The following is a 23,193-nucleotide window of genomic DNA, read 5'->3' as shown; positions in this document are numbered from 1 at the left end:
ATGGCGCGGGTGAGTACACCACCAGTTGGCGAAGTCAGCGTCGATGAACAGCTCGTTCAGCCGGTTTGGTGGACCGGCCGGTGTGGTGGACCGGCCGGTCTGGGGTGGGCTGCTTAGCTGTCGACGGTGAAGGTGATGGGGGTCGGTTCGGTGTAGCCGATGTCGTTGGCGCCCACGAACTGCACGACGTGCGTGCCCGGGTCCCAGGGCAGGCCGCGGTGGGAGACTGGTCCGGGCCGCACATTGACCCCTTCGGCGAGGGTTTCGATGCTCAGCCGGTTCTCGCCCAGGGCCCAGGCCCAGTAGGCGGCGACCACGGGGTTGGAGCCCAGGGCGTTGCGGTGCATGTCCTGCACGATCATGCCGGCGGCCCCGGGGGCATGGCCGTTGAACTTCACGGTCTTGGCCGTGTGCGCACCCTGCGGCGGAGCGTCAATCGTCGGCGCCGGCGCCGACGCTGCCACACCGTTAACCCGCCAGATGCGGGAGGCTGTCTGGTTATTGTCGGCTTCGGTGATGTAGGCGTTGCCTCGCGGGTCCAGCCTCACCGCAGTAAGGAATTTGACGTCAGGAAAGACGGCCGCCCGCTGCTGGGGCCCACCGTTCAACGGCACCCGCCACATCACGCCAGCCCAACCCACGACGTAGGCGTTCTGGCCGGCCCAGTCCAGCGTCAGGGCCATAGGGCCTCCGAGAACAGTGGTGCCCACCTGCACCGGAACCGCCAGTTCATCACTGTCCCAGGTGGGCAAGGGCACCCGCCACAGCACACCGGCCCGGTTGACGACGTAGGCGTTCTGGCTGTCCCCGTCCAGCACCACGCCGCAGGTATCGCCCAGGTTGGTGGCCACCTGCTTCTTCGTCCCATCACGCAAGGACACCCGCCACAGCACACCATCAAGATTGATGACATAGGCGTGATCGCCTGACCAGGACACCGTTAGGGCTTGCGGGCCTTGGCTCTGCGTAGTGGTCAGGCCGGTGGCCAGCAGCTCCGGGTCTTCCCCGTCCAGTGGCACTCGCCACAACTGCCCGGACTTCCCGTCCTGGGTGGCGTCATTGACGACGTAGGCGTTGCCCTTCCCGTCCAACGCCAGGCCGTTGGTGGAGCTTGGACTTTCGACATTCAGGCCGGAGGCGATCAGCTCGGGCGGCTCGGGCGGCTCGTTCTCCCCCCCGACCGACGGCTGGGACAGCTTGAACAGGTTTCCGTCCCAGGTGCTGACGTAGGCGTCATTTTTTGCGTCGAACGCGATGGACCCCGCCAAGGGCGGGTCGGTGATGGCCTGGTAGCAGTCCTGGGACGCGCAGATGATCGTGGGCGGGTACGCGTCAGCATTGTCCGCCTGCCGTACCTCGCGCCCTGCCGTCGCCTTCGTGTCGGAATTCGTCATCGTCCAGCCTCCAGTAGTAGGGCTCATTGCCCGTGAGTAGTGAGCGAGAACCACGCACCGCATGGCCCCCGTGTTGGCGAGGACCATGTGCCGTGCGTTCGCTGGGAAGTCGGCCGGTCGGCCGTTCCTCGATGAGCCGCGTGCGGTAATCGGACACGGCTGCCCGATCGACATCCCGCTCTCGTTCTAGTCACCCGCGCCACTTGCCCCCTCGGCCTCTCAGCCCCCGAAACTTAAGGGGGACGCTCCCATCACCCGGTCGGCTCCTCGCACCCCCCACCACCCGGCCTGTATGGCGGGCTGGGTCCAGGCCGATGCCGTATGTCCCGACCGCGATTGGCCCGAAAGCCGGCGAAAGGAGTGGGCCGGTCGTCATCGATTTCGCCGTCTGCCGGGCGCGCTTGGCCCGAGGCTGGAGCCCGGCACCAAGGCCCCCGGAAGCTTCCCACGAGGAAATGGGGGACACGCTCGGAGGCCGATGCGCGGGAGGCCTGGGGCACTCGCGGGGAGACGGATCCGTAAGGTCCACCTGCGCGACCATCTCCGTCGCAGGGTCATCAGCATGACCAGTGCCGAACCTCCTGACCCGCGGCCTTCCGGCCGCGGGTCGCCGTGCGGCGACTTCACCAGCCGCTGCGCCCTGGGCAGTGGCAGTTGCGATCAGGCCGACGGCGAGGCCGAGGAAAGCTTCGTGGATGTCGTCGCGTCGTTGTCAGCGGATGCGTAGGCGTCGTAATCCGTGCAGCCCAGGAAATGTGCGCTCGACGACATAGCGGAAGATACCCAGACGGGTGCCGTGCGGATGGCCCAGCTCCGTGATCACCGGCCGGATCCCGCGCTGCCGGCAGACGGCGGTACTTGTCGTGGTCGTAGCCGCGGTCGGCCACGAACCTGCCCGGTTTGTCTGCGAGCCCTTAGCCCTGCGGTCAAGGCAAGCAGGGCTGCGAAGGGTTGGAGATGCCCGCAGCAGCTCACCCTCACGATTCTGGCGGTGACCGGTGCCGCCGAGGGCCGCAGCGGGCGGGCTTGAGAGCGCATCTGGTGGTCGCCAGATTTCCCCGATTGGCGAATCTGTCGATTCAAGGTGACGCTGGGAGCTGAGTTTTCCGCTTCGAGGGGGTCGTTTCCCCGAGACCGCCCGAAGTAACTTCCCTGGAGAAGAATATGAACATACCGTTACGGCGCCTTGTCTTGGCGTTCGCCCTTTGTTTCTCTCTGATAGTCGGTGCGACCGCCTGCAGCGGCGGCACCGAAAGCCGCAGCACTGCGGCTGATGTCAACGGTGTCGCCGCCCCGCACCCCAGACCCACCACCGAGGAGCGAAAGCTCGCCAAGACCCGTTTCGTGGTGGATGCGGGTCTTGCCGCGGGTGCTACATATGAGTGGATCGTGAAGCCCTTCAAGGAAGGCAAGTTCAAGAAGCACCACCACGGTCGCACGATGGCCCTGGTCAAGGCCGGCCTCGGCGGGGCGTTCGCATATAACCGACTCAAGGCGGCGGAGCGCAATGCGCAAGCAGACCCCGCTCTTTCCAAGGCCCTTGCGCCGCTCACCGCAGGTATCGATGGTTTGAAAAATTTGCCGCATGATTTCCACAAGCGAGACTCCGCCGACAAGACGGTGAACAGCTACCAGGACGTCATCCGCAAGGTGAAGAACGCCGGATCGAGTGCCGGTGCCCATGTCGACGACAAGGTGCCGTCCTCCGAGGAATTGATGAGTTCCCGCTAGTCACATTGGCCCCGTTCCGCGGCCAGCGAAACGGGTTGATCCGTCCTTATCTCAATGCTCTGGGCATGTGTGCCCGGCCCGGACGGAACGCGCGATTCACCCGTTCGGCGCGCAACTGCGGCCCACAACCGCCCTCGTCTGGAAGGTGGTTGATGTACCAGATGCGCGCCGCACACGTGGCAACGGAGAACGGCCCACCACGGGCGGGCGTGGCATCCCAGGCCACCCTCATCCGCCCGACCGTGGTGGGCCCACTGCCTCCCGCTCGCCCACGGCCGCCTGTACGCCGCCTCCGCCTCGTGGGGCCGCTTCCTCGACGTGCACGAACTGTCTCCGTGCGCCGCGAGGTTGCCGCCCTCAAGGCGTGACCGGCGCCTGGACGCGAAAGAGCCCGAGGGAGCGATCGGCAAACGCCGGGTCTCCTTTGCATCCCGGCGCGGCGCGCCCACCCCGGTGGGGCCCCTACTGCATGCGCCCATACGCCCTGGCGCTGCCTGACGAGGACAACCCGCGCATCAATCCGGAGTGCCCGGATGGTTGGCCGCGCCATATCGCGCCCGTTTCCAGTATTGCCCCCACCTACGCGCCACCATCGATTGGCAGCCGCAGAAGTGCTCGGATTCCGTCGACCGGTAGATGGGCTCTGCCTGCGTCGAGCTTCTGTGCGTCTCGGTCAAGTGAACGGCGTCCAGGAATGATGAAGATCCTGGAATTCTGAAAAGAATTCTCTTTATGTGAACGACGGGGGAGTGGAAGATTACTGCCGTAGAGTGCGGTCTCCGTAGAACGGGGGAGTCCTGGTGCGTCTTTCCGGGGAATCCAGCTGAGCGTTACGCGGCTGAACATGGCTGACGCAACACCGCGCTCATAGAAGGCAGTTGACTGCCGAACGGTGACTTGCCCATCCGGGCCCCTCTCCCTGTTTCGCATTCTCCCCTTAGTCCTCTGTATGTCCGCGAGTGGCACATCGAGTCTTCTCCATGTGCGCTGGAGGTCCTACTGCTCTAGCGTTATCGCTATCCCGCGGAGAGCGCTGGCTCTCCTTTCCGAAAAGCGGAGTTCAATGCTCAAGGAGCTCGACCGGTGGCTTGGATCACGCCAAAATTACCCGACGAAATTCATCGCGGAAGCCGTCAAGGGAATTGCCCAAGTCGACTTCATGCCCAGCGTCCTGTGCGGCCTCTTCTTCACCGCCGCGCTCTTCGCCTCGGGCTGGGAGTACGGCCTGTATGGTCTGCTCGGCACCGCGGTCTCCACGGCCGCCGCCTACGCCCTCGGCGCCGACCGGAGCCGCATCGCGGCAGGCTTGGAGGGCTTCAACGGTTGCCTGGTGGCGACCGGTTACGCGGTCTTCCTCGGGGCCGATCACCTCTCCACGGTCCTGCTGGCCATCGGCGGCTGTGTGACGGTCGTCATGGTGACCGCCGCCCTGGCCGGCATCCTCGCCACCTGGAACATCCCGACCTTCACCCTCCCGTTCTGCATCATGGCCAGCGCGATGACGGTCGCCGCACCGAGCTTCGAGCGAGTCTGGCACCAGGGGCTCGGGCTTTCCCAACTGCCCGAGGCGAGCAGGGAAGCGACGAACCTGGCCTGGGACGACCTCTGGCACGCCTTCTTCGCGAACGTCGGCCAGGTCTTCTTCATGCCGCAGTGGTACGTCGGCCTGCTCTTCCTCCTCGGCATCTTCGCGGCCAGTTGGGTCGCGGGCGTAATGGCTTGCGTCGGCAGCCTCGTCGGGATTTTCACCGCGTGGGCGCTCGGGGCCCCGGCCGCCGGGGTGCACCAGGGGCTGATGGGCTACAACGCGGTCCTCGTGGCCATGGCCCTGTGCGGGGTGTTCATCCAGGTCAGCGGATGGAGCATCACATACGCGGTGATCGGTGCAGCGGCCGCCACCGGCCTTACGGCCGCCATGACCAACTTCTTCGACCCATTCGGCGGCCACACCTTCACCTGGCCGTTCGTGCTCACCGCGCTGGCATTCGTCGCCGCCGTCCCCGCTCTGGACCGGCTGCGCAGGACCTGACGGCTCAGCGCGGACGTCCAGGATCACGAAAGCGAGAGACCCCCATGAACGAAGAGAGACCCTCATGAACCTTGCCCCGCGCGAGATCGACAAGCTGTACGTGTACATCGTGGCCGACCTGGCAAAAAAGCGCCGCGAGCGCGGGCTGAAGCTGAACTTCAGCGAGGCCGTGGCACTGATCAGCGAGGCCATCCTCGAGGGTGCCCGCGACGGCAGGACCGTCGCGGAGTGTATGGAGCTCGGAAAGACCATCGTCAGCGGCAGTGAAGTCATGGCCGGCGTACGGGACATGGCCGCGCTGATACAGATCGAGGCCACCTTCCCCGACGGAACCAAGCTCGTCTCCTGTCACGACCCCGTGGGTGCCTGAGAGGTGGCCGCGACCACCCCGAAGGCACCCGCGACCACCCCGAAGGCACCCGAGGTGACGTCTACCCGTGTGCTCGTCACCGGGCACGAGTGCGGCCCCGGGGCTCCCGGCTTCCACGCGGTGGCCGGCGGACGCGCGGTGCGTGCGGCGGTCAGCGAGGCGCTGGCGACGGCCGAAGGCCCGGTGTGCGTCGTGCCGATGACCCTGGGGCGCGATCCGCACCTGGTCGCCGACACGGCACGGGCGCTGCGCTGGCTGGCCCGGGGCGAGGGCGCCGGTCGGATCGTCCTGGCCGAACCCTTCGGCACGAAAGGCCACTTGGTCGGATGGCTGCGCGCGGCCCTGCGCCCGTACGCGCAACCGGGCACAGCGGTGCTCCTGACCGCTCCGGCAGCCGACCCCTTCGATGATGCCGACCTGTTCCGGGTGGCCCGTCTGGTTCGCCAGTACGGCCAGCACCGCTGGGTGGAGGTTGCCTTCCACGGCGGCGACCCGGACGTGGCCGAGGGCATCGACCGCTGCCGGCGGCTCGGAGCGAGCCAAGTGGTGCTGATTCCGGCCGCGTTCGGAGCCCCGGAAGCCGAGTCCGCGGCGCCGGCCGATCAAGGAGGCCTGATGGACCACGGGGCTCTCCTCGCCCCTTCCGCCATCGCGGGAGTCCTCGAGGCCCGGATCGCCGCCGCGCTGCGCCGCCTCGCCCACGGGGACAACGGCATCGGCGCCGGTCTGGACGCCGAGCACGGCCACGGCTACGCGCACACCCACGAGCCGGGCGAGCACAGCCATAGCCACGCGTCAGCACACCACGCGCACAGCCAGCACAGTCAGCCCAGCCACACCCATCCCCGCCCCAACCCCTGAAGGGAACGCCTGCCATGACAGTTGGCGCCTACTACCTGTACGGCGACGAGCCGATCGAGATCAACGCGGGCCGCGCGAAGGCGTCCGTCACCGTCAGCAACACGGGTGATCGTGCGATCCAGGTCGGCTCGCACTATCACTTCTTCGAGGCCAACCGGGCCCTGGACTTCGACCGCAACGCCACCCTGGGGAAACACCTGGACATTCCCGCGGGCACCTCGGTGCGGTTCGAACCGGGCGCGACCCGCGAGGTGGAGCTGACCGCGTACGCGGGCCACCAGCGCCTGGTCGGCTTCAGCAACCTCACCGACGGCGGCATCACCGCCGAAGACACCCGCACCAGGGCACTGGCACGGGCCGTGGAGCGCGGCTTCAAGGGCGCCCGCAAGGAAGGCGAGAACTGATGGCCACGCTCACCCGCAAGCACTACGCCGACCTGTTCGGTCCCACCGTCGGTGACCGTTTCCATCTCGCCGACACGAACCTGGTCGTCGAGGTGTCAAAGGACTACAACGAGGGCCACTACGGCGATGAGGCGCTCTACGGCGGCGGCAAGACCGTCCGCGACGGCATGGCCCAGGACCCCTCGGCCACCGGTGCGATCGCCCTCGACACGGTGATCACCAACGTCGTGGTGATCGACCCACTCCTCGGCGTCGTCAAGGGCGACCTGGGCATCAAGAACGGCCGGATCGCGGGCATCGGCAAGTCCGGCAACCCGCACACCCAGGCCGGGGTCGACCCGCGCCTGGTCATCGGCCCGGGCACCGAGGTGATCGCGGGCGAGCATCAGATCGCCACGGCGGGCGGCATCGACACCCACATCCACTTCATATCCCCGCAGCAGGCGCTGTCCGCCCTGTCCAACGGCATCACCACCATGGTCGGCGGCGGCACCGGGCCCGCGGACGGCACCAATGGTGTCACCAGCACCCCCGGCGCCTGGAACCTCGCCCGGATGCTCCAGGCCGTGGAGGCACTCCCGGTCAACACCGGGCTGCTCGGCAAGGGCAACGGCTCTCTGCCCGGCGCGCTCGTCGAGCAGATAGAAGCCGGTGCCTGTGGTCTGAAGGTCCACGAGGACTGGGGAGCCACCCCGGCCGCTCTCGACTGCGCACTGACCGTCGCCGACGCGTACGACATCCAGGTCGCCGTGCACACCGACAGCCTCAACGAGGGCGGCTACTTCGAGGACACCCGCTCCGCGATCAACGGCCGCACCATCCACACCTTCCACAGCGAGGGCGCGGGCGGCGGTCACGCACCCGACATCCTGCGGGTCACGGGCGAGCCCAACGTCCTGCCCTCCTCGACCAACCCGACGCTGCCCTACACCATCAACTCGGTCGACGAACTGCTCGACATGGTGATGGTCTGCCACCACCTGTCCCGCGAGATCCCCGAGGACGTCTCCTTCGCCGACTCCCGGGTGCGCGCCGAGACGATCGCCGCCGAGACGGTCCTGCACGACGAGGGAATCATCTCGATCTTCTCCTCCGACTCGCAGGCCATGGGACGCATCGGCGAGTCCTTCACCCGGGCATTCCAGACCGCGCACCACTGCAAGGACCAGCGCGGGAAACTCGACAGTGACATCATGCGCAACGACAACTTCCGGGTCCTTCGCTACCTCGCCAAGATCACGATCAACCCGGCGATCGCGGCCGGCCTGGCCGACCACATCGGCTCGCTCGAGACCGGCAAGCTGGCCGACGTCGTACTGTGGCCGATCGGCTCCTTCGCCGCCAAACCCCGCCTCGTAATCAAGGGCGGCCTGATCAACTGGGCGCAGATGGGCGACCCCAACGCCTCACTGCCCACCCCTCAGCCGGTGTATTACCGCCCGATGTTCGGCGCCCACGGCAAGGCCACGCAGGCGACCCGGGTCACCTTCATGTCGCAGGCCGGCATCGACGCGGGCGTCCCCGAGAAGCTCGGCCTGGACTCGACAGTCCTGCCGGTGCGCAACTGCCGCTCGGTCGGCAAGCAGCACATGGTCCTCAACGACCGGGTCCCGAAGATCGAGGTCGACCCGGAGACGTACAAAGTCACGATCGACGGCGAGGTCGCCACCATCGAACCGGCCCAGTCGCTGCCGCTGACCCAGCTCTTCTACCTGGCATGAGCGCGACGGCACAGAACCTCGACGCCCTGCTGGTCAGCCTCCAGCTGACCGACTCGGCCTTCCCCAGCGGGTTCTACACCCTCTCGCACGGACTCGAAGGCTACGCCCAGGCCAAGGCGGTCACCCCGGACACCGTCCCGGCCCTCCTCGCCGACCTGCTGCGCCACTCGGTCGGCCCGGCTGATGCCACCGCCCTCGCGGTGGCGCACCGGGCCGCCCGTGCGGACGACTGGTGCCGGGTCGTGGAGACCGACCAGCGCCTGAACTGCGCCAAGCTCAACCGCGAGATGCGCCTCGCCTCCACCCGCACCGGCCGCCAACTGCTCGACATCGCACGCGAATCGGTGGGCGGCGGCGAACTGGAACGCTACGCGGAACTGGTGGCCGTCAAGAAGGCCCCCGGCACCCAGGCGGTGGCCGCGGGCATCACCTACGCCGCAGCCGGTGTCCCGGTCGAACAGGCCGTCGCCAGCGACCTGTTCGCGTTCGCGGCGAGCTTCGTGGGAGCGGCGCTCCGGCTGAGGCTGACCGACCACCGCAGGGCACAGGTCATCCTGCGCACAACGGCCTCGGTCATCGCCGAGGTCACCACGGCCGCGGTGCACCGGGACCTGGCCGACCTCGGCGGCTGCGTACCGGCGACGGACATCATGTCGGCCCGGCACGAGCGCGCCGAGGCACGGCTGTTCGCCTCCTGATCAGACACCTTTCCCCACCGGACCGACGAGAGAAGAGACGGACTAGCCCATGACGAACAACGTGCTGCGCGTAGGCATCGGCGGACCGGTCGGCTCCGGCAAGACCGCACTGATCGAGGCGCTGGTCCCGGTACTGATCGAACGCGGCCACCGGCCCGCGGTCATCACCAACGACATCTATACGCAGGAGGACGCCCACCATGTGCGCCGCACCCTGGCCGGGGTCCTGCAGCCAGAGCGCGTGGTGGGGGTGGAGACGGGGGCGTGCCCGCACACCGCGGTGCGCGACGACCCGACGATGAACCTGGCCGCCGGGGCCGAACTCCTGGAGGCCTTCCCCGACATCGACACCCTCCTCTTCGAGTCCGGCGGCGACAACCTCACCCTGACCTTCAGCCCGGTCCTCGTCGACCTCTTCCTCTTCGTCCTCGACACGGCCGAGGGCGAGAAGATGCCCCGCAAGCGCGGCCCCGGCATCACCGAGTCGGACCTGCTCGTCATCAACAAGATCGACATCGCGCAGTACGTGCGCTGCGACCTCGCCGTGATGGAGTCCGACGCCCACCGGGTGCGCGATGGCCGGCCGGTCGCCCTCACCAACTGCCTCACCGGCGAAGGCCTCGACGCGATCGCTGACCTGCTCACCACCTACCGCAGGCTTCCCGCGTGAGCGTCGTGAGCGCCGTGAGCGCCAAGCCGCAGTCCGGTGCAGGGCCAAAAGCCGGGGCCCGCACGGCCCCGCGGCTCTCCCCGGAGCACTACGAGCCCGCCCGTGTCCCTCCCGAAGTGCTGCGCCACGCCGGCCGCCCCGACACCCTCGGGGTTGGACGACCCGGCAAGATCGGCCTGCTCGAGCTGGGCTTCGAGAAGGTCGCCGGCCGCACCGAACTGGTCACCCACTACCAGAAGTCACCGCTGCAGATCATGCGGCCGCTGTACTTCGACCCGCACCGGCCCGACCTGGCCATCACGTTCCTGATGGCGACCGGCGGCGGCATCATCCAGGCCGACCGGCTGCGCATGGACGTGCACTGTGGCCCGGACACCGCGGTCCACCTCACCACTCAGGCGGCCACCAAGGTCTACCGGATGGAGCACGACTACGCCGTCCAGCAGGTCAACCTCACGGCGGGCCCCGGCGCGTACGTCGAGTACCTGCCCGAGATGACCATCCCGTACAAAGACTCACGCTTCTACCAGCGCACCGTTGTGACTGTCGAACCCACGGCGACCGTGCTCGCCTCGGAGACCCTGATGGCCGGACGCCTCGCCCGCGGCGAGCGCCACGCCTACGACATCTTCGCCAGCGACCTCGAAATCCGGCGCTCCGACGGCCAGTTGGTGGCACTGGACGCTGTACGCCTCGATCCCACGACGTCCGGTGTCACCGGCCCCGCGGTGCTCGCCGGCCACGACCTGATGGCCGGCTTCTTCACCGTCAGCCCGCTCGCCCCGGCCACCGAGATCGCCGACGCCCTGCACGCTGCGCTCGCTGACAGCCAACTGCTCTACGGCGTGAGCGTGCTGCCACAGGACAGCGGGGCCTGGCTGCGCGTCCTGGGCAACGACCCGATCGCCATCACCGCGGCGACCGCGCGTGCCTGGGACGCCGTACGACGGCTGCTGACCGACACCCCCGCACCCAAGCTGCGCAAGGCCTGAGATCGACCAGAGGAGGTCAACACCGTCATGTCGTCCGCGTTCGATACGGGCAACACGGCCTGGCTGATGGTCAGCACGGCCATGGTCCTGCTGATGACCCCCGGCCTCGCCTTCTTCTACGGCGGCATGGTCAAGACCAGTCACGTCCTGGTCATGCTCAAGATGAGCTTCGCCTGTCTGGCACTGGTCACCGTGCTGTGGATGGCCGTCGGCTACTCCCTGGCCTTCGGGCCCGACGCGGGCGCGGGCCTCATCGGCAACCTCGACCACGCCTTCATGCGCGGGGTGAGTCTGACCTCGTTGCACGGGTCGATCCCCACCACGATCTTCGCCTGCTTCCAGATGTCGTTCGCGATCATCACGGTCGCGCTGATCAGCGGCTCGATCGCGGGCCGCGCCACCATGCGCGGCTGGCTGGTCTTCGTCGTCGTATGGGCACTGTTCGTCTACATCCCGCTCGCCCACTGGGTGTTCGCGCCCGACGGCTGGATCGCCGAGCATCTTGGGGCGCTCGACTTCGCCGGCGGACTGCCCGTCGAGATCAACTCCGGTGCGGCCGGGCTCGCCTGCGCCATGGTGCTGCGCAAGCGCAAGGACTTCGAACGACAGCCGATCACCCCGCACAACCTGCCGCTCGTCGTCATCGGGCTCGCGCTGCTCTGGTTCGGGTGGTTCGGATTCAACGCCGGGTCGGCGCTGCAGGACGAAGGCGCGGCTCCGATGGCGTTCCTCAACACTCAACTCGCCGCCTGCGCCGCGATGATCAGCTGGCCGATCGTCGAGCGCCTCCAGCACGGCAAGGTCGAGATGCTCGGCGTCGCCTCGGCGTCGGTGGCCGGCATGGTTGCCATCACCCCGTCCTGCGGTGAGGTCTCACCGGTCGGGGCCGTGGTCATCGGCTTCGTCGCGGGCCTCGTCTGCGCCCTCGCGATCAACTTCAAGTACAAGATCCACGTCGATGACACCCTCGACGTGGTTGGAGTGCACGGCTTCGGCGGCATCGTCGGCGTCCTTGGCATCGGCTTCTTCGCCACAGCTGCCATGAGCGGCAAGAAGGGCCTCTTCTACGGCGGCGGCCCCGACCAGCTCTGGCGCCAAGCCGTCGCCGTCGTCGCCACCATCGCCTTCTCTTTCTGCGTGACCTGGCTGATCGCCACGGTGATCAACAAAACCATCGGCTTCCGGACGGCGGAGGAGTACGAGGCCGTGCCCGGCAAGGAAGAGGAGATCGCCTACGACCAGGCCACCATCGAGGAGATCCGCTCCCGGCTCACCCCGGCCGGTCCTTCGGCCACCGCGACCGACACCCCGCATGCCGCGGAACTGCTCTCGGAAGTCACCACCCTGCTGCAACGACGGGAGCGGGAGAAATGAGCGGCACCCACGTCGTGAGCCACGAAGCCGCGCCAGCCGTCTTCGACTCCGGCAACACCGCCTGGACGATGACGAGCGCCGCCATGGTGCTCCTGATGGCCCCCGGCATCGCCTTCTTCTACGGCGGCATGGTCAAGACCGGCCAGGTGGTCGCCATGCTCAAGATGTGCTTCGTCTGCGTCACCGTCGTCACCATCATCTGGTTCACCGTCGGCCACTCCCTCGCCTTCGGCGATGACGTCAATGGCCTCGGCATGATCGGCGACCTGGACCACACCTTTATGCGGGGCATCGGGGTGACGACAGCCACCGGCTCGGTGCCGACAGTAATCTTCTCCGTCTTCCACATGTCCTTCGCCATCGTCACCGTCGCGCTGGTCAGCGGATCGGTGGCGGGCCGGGCCAGCATGAAGGGCTGGATCACCTTCGTCATCGCCTGGATCCTGCTCGTCTACATCCCCATGGCGCACTGGGTGTTCTCACCCGACGGCTGGGTCACCAATCAGGTCCAGGCGGTCGACTTCTCCGGTGGCACCGTCGTCGAACTGAGCTCCGGCGCGGCCGGCCTCGGCCTTGCGGTCGCCGCGGGCCGGCGCAAGGACTTCGAACGGGAGACGATCAGGCCGCACAACGTGCCGCTCGCCGTCATCGGCGTCTCGCTGATGTGGTTCGGCTGGTTCGGCTTCAACACCGCCTCCTCACTGACCGTCCCGGGCGGTGCGGCGAACGGCTTCCTCAACTCCCAGCTCGCCGCCGGAGCCGCGATGCTCGGCTGGGCCATCACGGTCTGGTGGCGCAACCGTTCGGTCAGCCTGCTCGACATGTGCATGGGCGCGGTCACCGGTCTGGTCGCGATGACCCCGGCGGCCGGTGACGTCTCCGCCGTCTGGGCCACGGTCATCGGCTTCTTGGCCGGGCTCACCTGCGCCTTCGCGATCAGCTGGAAATACCGGCTCGGCGTTGACGACACCCTGGACGTGGTCGGCATCCACGGCTGGGGCGGCCTGTTCGGCATGGTGATGGTCGGGCTGGCCGGCACCGGCGTGCTGAGCGGCCAGAAGGGCCTCTTCTACGGCGGCTCCTGGACCCTGCTCGGCCGTCAGCTGGTGGCCGTGGTGGTCCTGGGGCTCTTCTCCTTCGTCATGACTGCCCTCATCGGCAAGGTCATCGACCTGACGATCGGACTGAGGCAGGAGGGCGGAGCGGTCGAGGAGGAGCGGGTCTACGCGTCCGGTGTGGCGGCCCAGCTCTCCGCGGTCGCGGCGTCCGGGCGTGACGGTCTCGGTGATCCGGAGCGGGACGACGAGGCGAGCGCGGTGCTCGACCAGCTCCGAGAGCTGCTTGCGCAGGGGGCTGGCGCTGCCTCTCGTGACGCATCTGCCGCAGACGAGACCTCGCGCAAGGGCCAAGCGCAGCGGACGTGACGGGGCTTCGTACGGCATGCTCCCAGCCCCGGACCACGCGCGAGCGCCCCACGCCCTCCCTCACCGCGCGTCGGCACGACGAAGCCCTCACCAGCAACCTGATCTGCGGCGGCTGCAAGCTCGCCGACTACGTCAACACCGACGCTGGATGTCCGGCCCACACTCACTGCGACCGCACGCCCTCTGACGTCTCACACGACTAACCGGATAATGCAGTGGAATCCTGGGGCGAGGGGAGTCGGAGAAGGGATCACATAGAAGCAGACGTAGATGAGTGTTGATCCCGATGCAGCTGGTGCCGGCGGGGCAGCTTCTGGTGCGGCTCTCTTCAGTGCACGACGGGCAATTACTTGATCACGTCGTCGAGCTGCGAGAGGGGCAGCCTCTTAGAGGCGCCGGCCAGCGAGATACCGCAACGTCGATGTGACACTCCAAGAATGAACGGAGCACTGAAATGCAACTGACCATTAGCGATTTACTGGCGGAACTTTTGGACGTGGACCCTAGCCAGCAATGCGCCACGACATACCCTGCCAGCACCGATACAAATTTGGAGTATGAACTATGGCTGAAGGAGATCGACGTTCGGCAAGGTTCCCTCGTGTTCGTGGGGCGACGCTTTGATGCTGGGTACTTTGATGTTCTAACGGTCGGTGATGTAGTAAACAAGTATTTAATACCATCCCGGAATATTGATCAGGGGGGTACGCCTTGCAGTTTAGATCTAAATTACAAGGGAAAGTATCCTGCTCTATTCCAAATGACCAGCGTCTCTTCCGTCTGGAAGGGGGCGGAGACATTCACTCTACTCAATACCGACGGCTCATTGAGTAGCTCGTGAACCCATCTCCGAGTTGTTGCTGAACCGGCGGCACTTCTGTCTCTATGGCAAGGCCGGGGGAAAATCGTGGCGGGGTGACATCCCGCGGGGCCGGGGCCTTGGAGTTTGCCCCGGCTCGGCCCGCCTTGGTCGGGCCGGAGGATGGCGGGACCTGAAATCAGCTGTCGGACCCTTCGATGTGCTGTGCGTACCGATGGGCCGCAAGTGGGTCCGGACCACCCAGCGGTACTGCAACCCTCGGCATCGACATCACCGTCACCGTAGCCATCGAGCCGCAGGGAACCGCCGCCGGAGAAGGTCAGCGCCGATTCGGCCCACCCGGACCGGGACACCCGTCTGCCCGTCTGGAATCCGGGACGCCGGCCCGGTCGGTGACGCGGCCCCCCGCGCAGTCCGCGGATGCGGGAGTGGCATCCGCAGGGGCGTCAGGCGAGTGATGTCAGATGGTTTCAGCTGGTCAGAGAGGCGACCAAGGGGGTGCGCGCCGGTCGAGTATTTGATGCTCGCCCCTTTCTGACCGTCCTGGTCACCGCCGCCGGTGTCTTCGACACCCAGGCCGGCGTGAGCCCGCTGTCTCGCATAGCCGCTGCCTACGGGCGGGTGCGCGGCGCGTGGTTGACGCCGGCTACCGCTGCCGTCGTCGCCCTCGATCACGGCGCCCGTCCCGGCACTGACGTCCACCACGCCCAACGCCCGCCGGCCGCCCGGGGATCACGATCATCCCGCGACGCTGGACTATCGAGTGCAGCATCGGCTGACTCATGCACCGTCGGGGACTCGCCCGTGACTACGGGACCCACCGGCACCGCTCCGAATCCATGATCAACCTCGCGGTGATCGACCTCATGGCCCGCCTCCTCACCGGCGAAACCAAATTTTGGGCTGGCTCGGAGAGACGAGGGGGGAGTGCACCCTGACAGACATAGAAGGTCTTCACAGAAGACCCTCACTGAAGAAGAGCTCTCGAAAATTGTTTTTGGGTCTGCTGAACCGCGTCGGGAGCTGCCATATGGCGACGTAACGGAGGTGGACGTCCATGATGAGAGATTCTCAGGCCTACGGCGCCGAAGGGGCTCAGAAAACCCGCACGGGCATGTTTCTCAGGCTCCCTGACTCAAAGAAGGTGGAATGCCCCTTTATTGACGACTCCAATCCACTCATAAGTAAAAGTCGGAATCCGGGGAACTTGAACGAAGTGCAGGTAACTCCTCCGAACGTCAACATGATGAGACATCATCAGTACCCGGACAGTAATCTGCGCGCATGTTGGAATAGGACGATTGAGGTGTGCTACCAGGATAATGAAATCCAGCCCGGTGATAATCTTAAAGAGTCCCTTCAGGCCATGATAGATTTCGTCGAGAAACATTCCGACCGGTGGGCCAAAGGATTAACGGATGGAGCCAAAGTAATCGAAGTATTGACGAAGATGAAGAACAAAGAGGTTTATCACGATGGAAATGCTGCGCGCGATTCCGACCTCATTGAAGCACTGTGGGAGATAGTTACCTGGCCCCCTGCCAACATCATCGTAGGCCCCAAAGCGTACGCCAAAGGGGATGCATCGAAAGTGGGGCGCACTGACGACCCGTCGGACGGTAACGAGGAGGGTCTTGTCAATAAGCTGGACAATGATGAAGCCAAGAGGGCAATCAGGGGAATTTATAATTCCGGTAAAGCTCTTTTGCAAGGTACGTTTGAGCGCACAGGATTAGATAAGGTGGAGGATTATTATAGGGATCTAAAAGTGCTGCTAGCGGAAGGGGTAAAGAACCCGAAATTTCAAGACGTGAAGAATAGCGATTGGATAATGGTTGTGAAGCCGGGGGAGCTTTACGTACCGGACGCTGAGGCGGCGAAGATAAAGTCGGGTGGTGACCCACCCTCGGATAAAAAATGGTTCAAGAACGAAACCCCGTGCCTTCTTTTCAGGGTGGAGGGGACGAGGAGTAGATGGGACCCGAAGCTGCCGTCCTTTTTGGGAGCTCAATCTGTGCCATCCCGAGACCGGAATCCTGCAGAGGCCGACGCTGATTCGATTACCATTGACGGGCAAGAGGTAAGCCTCTATATCACTTACACGGCAGATGACGGGAGTGCGGCAGTCTACCGGGAGGGCAGTGCCGACAATATTCACATGGGTGCGCTTCTCGCGTACATCGGCGAGCAATGGTCGGGTCTCGCTGTCCCTGACTTCCTGGGGAGCTTGAATCTGCAGCGTCTTACGGTTCAAACCGTAAACGCCCCTGGCATACTTGATTGGTGGCGGTTTTCTTTAGCGGTGGAAACGACACTGAACAGTGTTCCCGTAGAGATGGTTTTCTCTGTGGATCACGAAGCTGATTATGGCTACAGCTTCGAGGCGTTCCTCATCTTTTGGAATGGCGACGAACCTACCTACTTCAGGGGAGACTATTCCACGAGCGGTGGGGTGTGGGAAATCGATGCCTCGATGAACACGGGCACCCCGGTGTCCCTCACCCAGCTGGCCAAGTCCCTCGGTATCCCTGTCGGGGACATACCCGATGGCCTCGATTCCCTCGTGCCGGAGATCAGCGAAGCTTCTTTCCTCTACCGCTCCGGTACTGATGGGATAATTTCTGTGACCGCCCAAACGAAATGGCTTGAGGCTGTCCTTGCCAGAATCACGTCCGCCAACGTGGCAGGCTGGGTGGCAATGGGCGGGGTGCGGATCCAGGCCGCCTTGTCGCAATTGCCGCTGGTAGGCGGCGGAGTGTCCGACAGTGAAGACCTAGTAGTAGACACAATCGGCCTCGCATGGGCCAGCAGCGGACTTACTGCGAATCAAATCACTGAAGTCAACAGAGAAATATTCCGCATCAGTCCGACGCTACCTCAGTTCCCTGACCCTCCCAACGGGACCGAATTCAGCGGCTCGCTTCCCCTCGTCATCGCAGCCCTCAGGTTGCCTGGTCCGCAGCCACGAACACTCGCGCTCCCCCTCTGACATGGCAACCCTGCTGAACCTATTTCATCCTGCACCGCATCCGTGAAAGGACCCGGCATGGCAGAGCCCCTTGTCATTGGGGTGTTGATCTCACTCGGCACCCCAACGACAAGGGGCTCTGCTGATTCCGTATCCTTCCATGCTCGATGTCCCGTGCGAGTTCGTCGAACACGTCGCCGGGTGAGATGGTCGACGACTTCATCCAGCACTGAGCCTCGGTCATTCCGGTCAGTTCCGGTACGCGGGCGATCTCGATGGTTATGCGTCAGCCCTTCGGCATGGGCGGCGTCTTCTTGCCGTAGATCCATTCATTGATGTAAGCGGTAAAGTCTTTTCCGCTCACCTTGTTCACGACATTGATGTAGTCCTGGGTGCTCGCGTTCTTGTGCCGGAATTTTTCGAAGAATGCCTTCTCGACCTTCTGGAATGTCGCTTCACCCATGGCGTGATTCAGACCGTAAAGCATCACGACACCGGCAGAGTTGGTGGCACCGAGGACCTCGCCGGGATCTTTGAGCCGGCCGGGCGGCCCGGCCTCCGCACGCTTTTCCTGGTCGAACTCGTAGGCACGTTCCATGCTCTCCTTGAGGGGCTCGATCTTCTTCTCATCCTGGTAGCGGAACCCGTAGTAGGAGGCATGCCCTTCGCTGATCCACATGTCGTCCCAGCTCTTGGGCGAGACAGCGTTGCCGAAGTATTGGTGGACCATTTCGTGGACCATGACCGGGGTATCGCCTGGCTCGTGCAGTTGCCCGTAGGTCGACAGGGTCGCCGTCTCCAGGGCTGCCCCGTACGGCCCTTGCGGAACGAGCGCCCCGTAGGTCTCGTACGGGTAGGCGCTTCCGATCCTCTTTTGGAGCCACGCAAGCTGACTGCCAATCTGGGCCACTTGCGGTGTGATCTCTTTGGCTTCGTCCTTGGGTACGTAACTGCGCAGCGGAAGCCCGCCGGGTCCGGTCCCGGTGATCTCCGTGTACGGACCGACGGCCGCTTGAACGACATGGGTGGGGATTGGGTCGCGCGTGCCGTAGACGTACGTGGTGCGGTCGCCCTTGGACGTGGTCTGGCGCAGGGTGCCGTTGGCCACGGCTGTCAGGTGCTTCGGGACGGTGATGCGGAAGGTCACGCGCGCCTTGTCGCTTGGGTGATCGTTCATGGGGAAGAACAGGTGAGCCCGGTCGGGCTGGCCGAGCAGGGCGAAGCCTTCCTTTCCCTTCTTCTTGAAGTCATACCAGCCGGAGATGGAACGTTCCTGCCCCGGGATGGCCGGGGAGGGGGGCGCGGCCGAGCGGTCGGCGACGTAGGCGATATTGACGCGGAACGCTTTGCCACTGGACAGGGTGCGCTCGGGTTTGACGATGAGCTTCTCACCCTGAGTTCGGAAGGCAGCGGATCTGCCGTTGACCGTGACCGTCTTGATTTTCATGCCGGCCGCGTCGAGGCTGAACTCGGACAGAGCTTGTTCGGCCACGGCGTCCACGCGTGCGGAAGCCGTCATCTTGGGCGTGCCCGGCCGGTAGTCATATCCCACGTCGTAGGACTGGACGTCGTAGCCCCCGTTGCCAACGTAAGGGAACAGCCGGTCTCCTATGCTCTGGGCACCTGGCTTTGCCCCGCCGCTTTCCGCGGCCGCTCCCGCTCCAGAAGCTGCGACAGCCAGCACTGTCGCCATGGCGACAAGAGAGTAACGGCTGGCCTCTCCTGCTCCCGTCCGAAGCCCCGTAAGCATCCTCATATACGCTCTTCCTTTTCCGTTCTGCACGTTGCCCGCCACTGCCGGAGATGGGCGCGGCGAAGATGTAGGTGGCGCCAGCGGCCGTTCCCGGCCCCCGCCCGTGCAACGTCCCATGGGCGCCCATCCAACGGATTTCAACTGAGCATCAGGAACATCAGGGAAGGGGGGCGTAGGGCCTTCGCTAACCCCGCTACCGGACAACGTGCGATTCACAGCCCCGCACAGGGGGCGGCCGTCCTGGAGACGCGTCGATGCCGCAACCCTGTTGGGTCCGGCTTCCTCGTCTGCCCCTGGCCGCACATAGCGGCCAGGGACGACGCCGGCTAAGCCGCTGTCTCCATCGGCTCGGCGAGGAGTTCGCGGCGCAGGTCGGTGAGAATGCGACGGAACACGGCGGCAGGCAGGGATGTCGTGGGTGATTCGACGGTGCCGTCGACGTGGTGGGCCAGGGTGAGCCCGGCGGTGGACCTCAGGGCGTGCTGAAGGCCCGGGGACTGCATGATCCTGGCCCGGATGGCGTTATGCGATCAGCTGGTGGTGCGGCTGCGAGCCGTACTCGAGGGTCTGGCCGTTCCAGTACACGCCGCCGCGGCCGGCCTGGTCACCCAGGCGTTTGGCGTCTCAGCCGCTGCTGTTGAACGCACGCTCGCGGCGGGCACCGCCCGGCTCGAACTTGATGCCCTGGATGAATCCCTCGAGGGAGGCGTACACCGTCTGGTTCAGCACGAACGGTGAGAGCCCGAAGTTTGACAGGGCCAGGCCCCGCCAGTCGGCGGAGGAACTGGAGATGTTGAACGCTCGCTCCTGCCGGTCGGTCATGGCTGGCGCCCTTCCTTCAGGCCCGACGGGGCCCGTGTGGTGGGGAATTGCGGGTCTTGGCCCTACGCGCTCGTGGAGGCGGGCAGCCGGTGGCCTTGTGCCGTTGGTGCTGCGCGCGCCGAGTGCGTCCGTTCCGGCGCGGCGGTAGTGGATGGCCTCACACCGAGGCAGGCCAAGGCGGCCACGGTGAGCTGGCGCCAGCAGTAGGGCGGGCCCCCGTGCCCCAGCCCGTCGGCAGGGGCGAGCAAGAGGCCGACCGAAGATGAGCACCCGCGCTGTAGAGCCCCTCGTCGTTGGAGTGTTGACCCCACTCGACATCGGCGGCCAAGGCTGGCGGGCCCCGGATTTTATGGTGTTCGTGGACGCGGTGGCTTCCCCAGAGGCCGTCACCCCGCTGCACATCCGGGCCGCCGCCCCCAACCTCGGCCGACTGATCAACCCCGGATTCACGGCCACCAACTGGACGATCTCCCCTGTGCCCCCGTGACGACAGGGGCTCTCCCGCCCTGAGCCCGCGCCGATCAGACAACATCCTCGGCAGACTTCCAGGCCGCCCATTGCCACCGGGAAGTCGTGGGTGGTGGTGGCGAACACGGCGAGCACGAACCCGGCGCTGGCCACGACTCCCGCAAGGATGACGGTGGCGAGGTTGTAGTGGTCGGGGGAGTGGGCGCCGTAGCCGTTGGACGCGAAGCCGGCCTCGCTGACGGAGACGATGGTGGATGTGCCGTTCTGGTCCACGGCGGTGAAGCCGGCTCTGCCGTGACCGGTCAACCAGATCAGCGGCGCCCGCCCCGAACAGGCCTCCCACGCCCTGGCTGCCCAGGTAGGCAGGCAACAGCCCGACATCGGTCTTGCGGATGGCGACCATGGCTGCGGTGATGGCGGGGTTGATGTGGCAGCCGGGGACCGGGCCGCTCAGGTACGCCGCCGCCAGCAGGCTGAGGCCGAATGCGAGCGCGACGCCGAGTACGCCGGCGCGGTCGGCGTCGAGGACTGCGGTTCCCACGCCACCGGTGATCAGGATCGCGGTGCCGAGGGCTTCGGCGAGGAAGATGCGTAAGGGGGGCACTAATTTCTCCTGGTCAGGGTTGCAGGTCGTGATCACCTGATTACCCGACCGCGGGCACGAGCCTCACAGCGACACTCGTCGGCAGAGCCGTCCGGGGGGCCACCCATCACCGGGCTGGGGGAACGGCACAGCCCAGTCGGCCGGCAGGTTGGCGGCTCGAGGCTGAGCTGGTGGAGGGCGGTGCCTGCTGGGGCGAAGGCTCCCGGCCTGCGGGTTTGCAGGACGGGAGACCGTTGGTTCTGCTGGGGTACCACATGACGCGGGCTCCGCCGTTGCCGCCGGAACTTCCCTGGCTGCTGCCGAATCCTGCGGTGTTGTCAAAAATCCCGTAGGGGGTACGGGGGTCCACCGGAGGCGCCGCCGCTATTTCGCAGAAGGCCCGTCCTGGGACGACCCCATCCCACGTCCGCCAGTGAGGTGAGGGTGAAACCGCGGTATCCGTCCAGGGCGGCGGCGTCGCACTGCGCCCGGTAGCGGTCCAGGCCTCCGGCGTAGGCCAGGAACACCCGGGGCTTGCCCGGCACGTTCGCCCCTGTGTACCAGGAGGCGACGGCCGGGTAGAGCGTCAGACCGGCCAGGTCGGCGACGTGGGCGCACCACCGCTCCTCGGCGGCCGCGGTGGCGTCGATCTCGGTCAGGCCGCCCTCTCGCAGGTGCGCGATGCAGTCGGTGATCCACTCCACGTGCTGCTCGATGGCCACCACCGCGTTGCTGAGCACGGACGGACTCAGCGGGCCGATCACGGTGAAGAGGTTGGGGAAGCCGGACGACAGGAGGCCCAGATGGTTGCGAGGGCCATCGGCCCACTTCTCTTGGAGTGTTGTGCCGTTCTTGCCGACGATGTCGATGGCGATCTGCGATCCGGTCATGGCGTCGAAACCGGTGGCGAAGACGATCACGTCGACGGCGTGGTTCCGCTCCGAGGTTCTGATGCCGCTTCGCGTGATTTCCACGATCGGGGTCTTGGTGAGGTCCACGAGGGTGACGTGCGGTTTGTTGTACGTGGCGTAGTAGCCGCTGTCCAGGCAGGGACGTTTGGTGCCGTAGGGCAGGCCGCGCGGTGACAGGGTCTCGGCCGTCGCGGGGTCGGTGACGATGGTGCGGATCTTGGAGCGGACGAACTCGGCGACGGTCTCGTTGGCGGCCGGGTCGAGGAGGATGTCGTTGTACGTTCGCAGCAGGCCGCTGAGCAGGCCGGACTCCCAGGCCGCCGCGTAGGTGGCGGTGCGCTCGGCGTCGTCGGCCTCCAGGGCGGACCGGGTGGGCGGTTCGAAGACGGTGCCGCCCCTGGACTGCCGCTGGGCGATTCGGAACTGGGGGTAGTGTGCCTTCAGTTCGGCGTTCTCCTCGGCGGACAGCGGACGGTTGTGGGCGGGAAGCGCGTACACCGGGGTGCGCTGGAAGACGGTGACGGTGGCGGCCTGCTCGGCGAGGAGCGGAATGGCCTGCACGCCGGAGCAGCCGGTGCCGATCACCGCGACCCGCCTGCCGGTGAGGTCGACGCCCTCGCGAGGCCAGTCGGCGGTGTGCAGGGCCTGGCCCTCGAAGGCGGCGGCGCCGGGGATGTCAGGCTCCTTGACGGCCGACATGCAGCCGGTGGCCAGGATGACGAACCGGGCGGTGAGCATCTCCCCGGTATCGGTGGTGACCTGCCAGAGGTGGTCGTCCTCGTCGTACACCGTGCGGGTCACGCGGGTGCGCAGCGTGATGTCCGCGCGCAGCCCGAAGCGGTCTGCGACGTGGTGGAGGTAGCGCAGCAGCTCCGGCTGCGTCGCGTACCGCTCACTCCACTGCCACTCCTGGTCCAATTCAGGCGAGAAGGAGTAGGAGTACGACGTGCTCTCGATGTCGCAGCGCGCGCCGGGATAGCGGTTGCGGTGCCACGTCCCGCCGATGTCGTCGCACGCCTCGAAGACGCGGACCGACAGGCCCAGTTCGCGCAGGCGGTACAGCTGGTACAGGCCGGAGAAGCCCGCCCCGACCACGACGGCGTCGAGCTGCGGACCGGTGGCCGGGGCCGGGGACGGGGACGGCGACGGGGGGATGCTGGGCATGCCGTTCTCCTGACGGGTGCTGGGGTGCTGGGCTGG

Annotated in this window: 18 protein-coding genes and 1 pseudogene; 13 read left to right on the top strand and 6 right to left on the bottom strand. The window is 66.1% G+C overall.

Annotated features, from left to right (window positions below):
- Positions 1–113: 113 nt before the first annotated feature.
- Positions 114–1,394, bottom strand: a complete 1,281-nt coding sequence (locus E5671_RS00830; RefSeq protein WP_160501907.1) for a hypothetical protein — start codon at positions 1,392–1,394, stop codon at positions 114–116.
- A 562-nt stretch (positions 1,395–1,956) separates the two neighbouring features.
- Between E5671_RS00830 and E5671_RS00825 the strand changes: the two genes are divergently transcribed.
- The 13 genes from E5671_RS00825 (at position 1,957) to E5671_RS00765 (ending at position 17,477) form a co-directional block, all read left to right on the top strand.
- Entirely contained in the window at positions 1,957–2,121 is a 165-nt protein-coding gene (locus tag E5671_RS00825; RefSeq protein WP_160501906.1) for a hypothetical protein, read from the top strand.
- 437 nt (positions 2,122–2,558) lie between these two features.
- Entirely contained in the window at positions 2,559–3,125 is a 567-nt protein-coding gene (locus E5671_RS00820; RefSeq protein WP_160501905.1) for a hypothetical protein, read from the top strand.
- Between the two features lie 1,063 nt (positions 3,126–4,188).
- Positions 4,189–5,154 carry an urea transporter gene (locus E5671_RS00815; protein ID WP_160501904.1) on the top strand — a complete coding sequence of 322 codons (966 nt, stop codon included), beginning with the start codon at positions 4,189–4,191 and terminating at the stop codon, positions 5,152–5,154.
- A 64-nt stretch (positions 5,155–5,218) separates the two neighbouring features.
- Positions 5,219–5,524: an urease subunit gamma gene (locus E5671_RS00810; protein WP_160501903.1), complete on the top strand. Its 306-nt coding sequence runs from the start codon at positions 5,219–5,221 to the stop codon at positions 5,522–5,524.
- Between the two features lie 3 nt (positions 5,525–5,527).
- Positions 5,528–6,385, top strand: coding sequence for a sirohydrochlorin chelatase (locus E5671_RS00805; RefSeq protein WP_160501902.1), 858 nt, complete (start codon positions 5,528–5,530; stop codon positions 6,383–6,385).
- Positions 6,386–6,399: 14 nt separating this feature from the next.
- Positions 6,400–6,789, top strand: coding sequence for an urease subunit beta (locus E5671_RS00800; protein ID WP_160501901.1), 390 nt, complete (start codon positions 6,400–6,402; stop codon positions 6,787–6,789).
- The gene (gene ureC, locus E5671_RS00795; RefSeq protein WP_160501900.1) at positions 6,789–8,510 is read left to right on the top strand and encodes an urease subunit alpha; all 1,722 of its coding nucleotides are present in this window, start codon (positions 6,789–6,791) and stop codon (positions 8,508–8,510) included. Before E5671_RS00800 ends, ureC begins: the two co-directional genes overlap by 1 nt.
- The gene (locus E5671_RS00790) at positions 8,507–9,208 is read left to right on the top strand and encodes an urease accessory protein UreF (RefSeq protein ID WP_160501899.1); all 702 of its coding nucleotides are present in this window, start codon (positions 8,507–8,509) and stop codon (positions 9,206–9,208) included. Before ureC ends, E5671_RS00790 begins: the two co-directional genes overlap by 4 nt.
- 49 nt (positions 9,209–9,257) lie before the next feature.
- Complete coding sequence (ureG, locus tag E5671_RS00785) at positions 9,258–9,878, top strand: urease accessory protein UreG (RefSeq protein ID WP_160501898.1); 621 nt, start codon at positions 9,258–9,260, stop codon at positions 9,876–9,878.
- Between the two features lie 5 nt (positions 9,879–9,883).
- Entirely contained in the window at positions 9,884–10,870 is a 987-nt protein-coding gene (locus E5671_RS00780; protein ID WP_336605636.1) for an urease accessory protein UreD, read from the top strand.
- Between the two features lie 27 nt (positions 10,871–10,897).
- Positions 10,898–12,244, top strand: coding sequence for an ammonium transporter (locus tag E5671_RS00775; RefSeq protein ID WP_160501897.1), 1,347 nt, complete (start codon positions 10,898–10,900; stop codon positions 12,242–12,244).
- The gene (locus E5671_RS00770; RefSeq protein ID WP_160501896.1) at positions 12,241–13,668 is read left to right on the top strand and encodes an ammonium transporter; all 1,428 of its coding nucleotides are present in this window, start codon (positions 12,241–12,243) and stop codon (positions 13,666–13,668) included. The genes E5671_RS00775 and E5671_RS00770 overlap by 4 nt, the downstream gene beginning before the upstream one ends.
- 1,877 nt (positions 13,669–15,545) lie before the next feature.
- On the top strand, positions 15,546–17,477 hold the full coding sequence (locus E5671_RS00765) for a hypothetical protein (protein WP_160501895.1): 1,932 nt from the start codon (positions 15,546–15,548) through the stop codon (positions 17,475–17,477).
- A 265-nt stretch (positions 17,478–17,742) separates the two neighbouring features.
- Here the strand turns inward: E5671_RS00765 and E5671_RS00760 are convergent, their stop codons facing one another.
- From E5671_RS00760 to E5671_RS00745, 5 genes and pseudogenes are all read right to left on the bottom strand, one after another.
- Complete coding sequence (locus E5671_RS00760) at positions 17,743–19,149, bottom strand: M1 family metallopeptidase (protein ID WP_160501894.1); 1,407 nt, start codon at positions 19,147–19,149, stop codon at positions 17,743–17,745.
- A 386-nt stretch (positions 19,150–19,535) separates the two neighbouring features.
- A complete protein-coding gene (locus E5671_RS45210; protein ID WP_202120922.1) occupies positions 19,536–19,712 on the bottom strand; it encodes a hypothetical protein in 177 nt (58 codons plus the stop codon).
- Positions 19,713–19,833: 121 nt separating this feature from the next.
- Entirely contained in the window at positions 19,834–20,031 is a 198-nt protein-coding gene (locus E5671_RS45205) for a hypothetical protein (RefSeq protein WP_202120921.1), read from the bottom strand.
- An 826-nt stretch (positions 20,032–20,857) separates the two neighbouring features.
- Positions 20,858–21,040: pseudogene (locus E5671_RS47625) on the bottom strand (aquaporin); the annotation flags it as partial.
- A gap of 380 nt (positions 21,041–21,420) precedes the next feature.
- A complete protein-coding gene (locus tag E5671_RS00745; RefSeq protein WP_160501893.1) occupies positions 21,421–23,157 on the bottom strand; it encodes a flavin-containing monooxygenase in 1,737 nt (578 codons plus the stop codon).
- Positions 23,158–23,193: the final 36 nt, after the last annotated feature.

It is taken from the genome of Streptomyces sp. BA2 (assembly GCF_009769735.1).
GTDB lineage: Bacteria > Actinomycetota > Actinomycetes > Streptomycetales > Streptomycetaceae > Streptomyces.
Note: the sequence above shows the minus strand (reverse complement) of the source record. Positions and strands in the feature narration are given on the sequence as shown.

Bases quoted from the DNA above. Each gene is read 5' to 3' on its own strand.
- E5671_RS00830 (WP_160501907.1), bottom strand. From the start codon at position 1,394: ATGACGAATTCCGACACGAAGGCGACGGCAGGGCGCGAGGTACGGCAG.
- E5671_RS00825 (WP_160501906.1), top strand. From the start codon at position 1,957: ATGACCAGTGCCGAACCTCCTGACCCGCGGCCTTCCGGCCGCGGGTCG.
- E5671_RS00820 (WP_160501905.1), top strand. From the start codon at position 2,559: ATGAACATACCGTTACGGCGCCTTGTCTTGGCGTTCGCCCTTTGTTTC.
- E5671_RS00815 (WP_160501904.1), top strand. From the start codon at position 4,189: ATGCTCAAGGAGCTCGACCGGTGGCTTGGATCACGCCAAAATTACCCG.
- E5671_RS00810 (WP_160501903.1), top strand. From the start codon at position 5,219: ATGAACCTTGCCCCGCGCGAGATCGACAAGCTGTACGTGTACATCGTG.
- E5671_RS00800 (WP_160501901.1), top strand. From the start codon at position 6,400: ATGACAGTTGGCGCCTACTACCTGTACGGCGACGAGCCGATCGAGATC.
- ureC (WP_160501900.1), top strand. From the start codon at position 6,789: ATGGCCACGCTCACCCGCAAGCACTACGCCGACCTGTTCGGTCCCACC.
- E5671_RS00790 (WP_160501899.1), top strand. From the start codon at position 8,507: ATGAGCGCGACGGCACAGAACCTCGACGCCCTGCTGGTCAGCCTCCAG.
- ureG (WP_160501898.1), top strand. From the start codon at position 9,258: ATGACGAACAACGTGCTGCGCGTAGGCATCGGCGGACCGGTCGGCTCC.
- E5671_RS00775 (WP_160501897.1), top strand. From the start codon at position 10,898: ATGTCGTCCGCGTTCGATACGGGCAACACGGCCTGGCTGATGGTCAGC.
- E5671_RS00770 (WP_160501896.1), top strand. From the start codon at position 12,241: ATGAGCGGCACCCACGTCGTGAGCCACGAAGCCGCGCCAGCCGTCTTC.
- E5671_RS00765 (WP_160501895.1), top strand. From the start codon at position 15,546: ATGATGAGAGATTCTCAGGCCTACGGCGCCGAAGGGGCTCAGAAAACC.
- E5671_RS00760 (WP_160501894.1), bottom strand. From the start codon at position 19,149: ATGGCGACAGTGCTGGCTGTCGCAGCTTCTGGAGCGGGAGCGGCCGCG.
- E5671_RS45210 (WP_202120922.1), bottom strand. From the start codon at position 19,712: ATGCAGTCCCCGGGCCTTCAGCACGCCCTGAGGTCCACCGCCGGGCTC.
- E5671_RS45205 (WP_202120921.1), bottom strand. From the start codon at position 20,031: ATGACCGACCGGCAGGAGCGAGCGTTCAACATCTCCAGTTCCTCCGCC.
- E5671_RS00745 (WP_160501893.1), bottom strand. From the start codon at position 23,157: ATGCCCAGCATCCCCCCGTCGCCGTCCCCGTCCCCGGCCCCGGCCACC.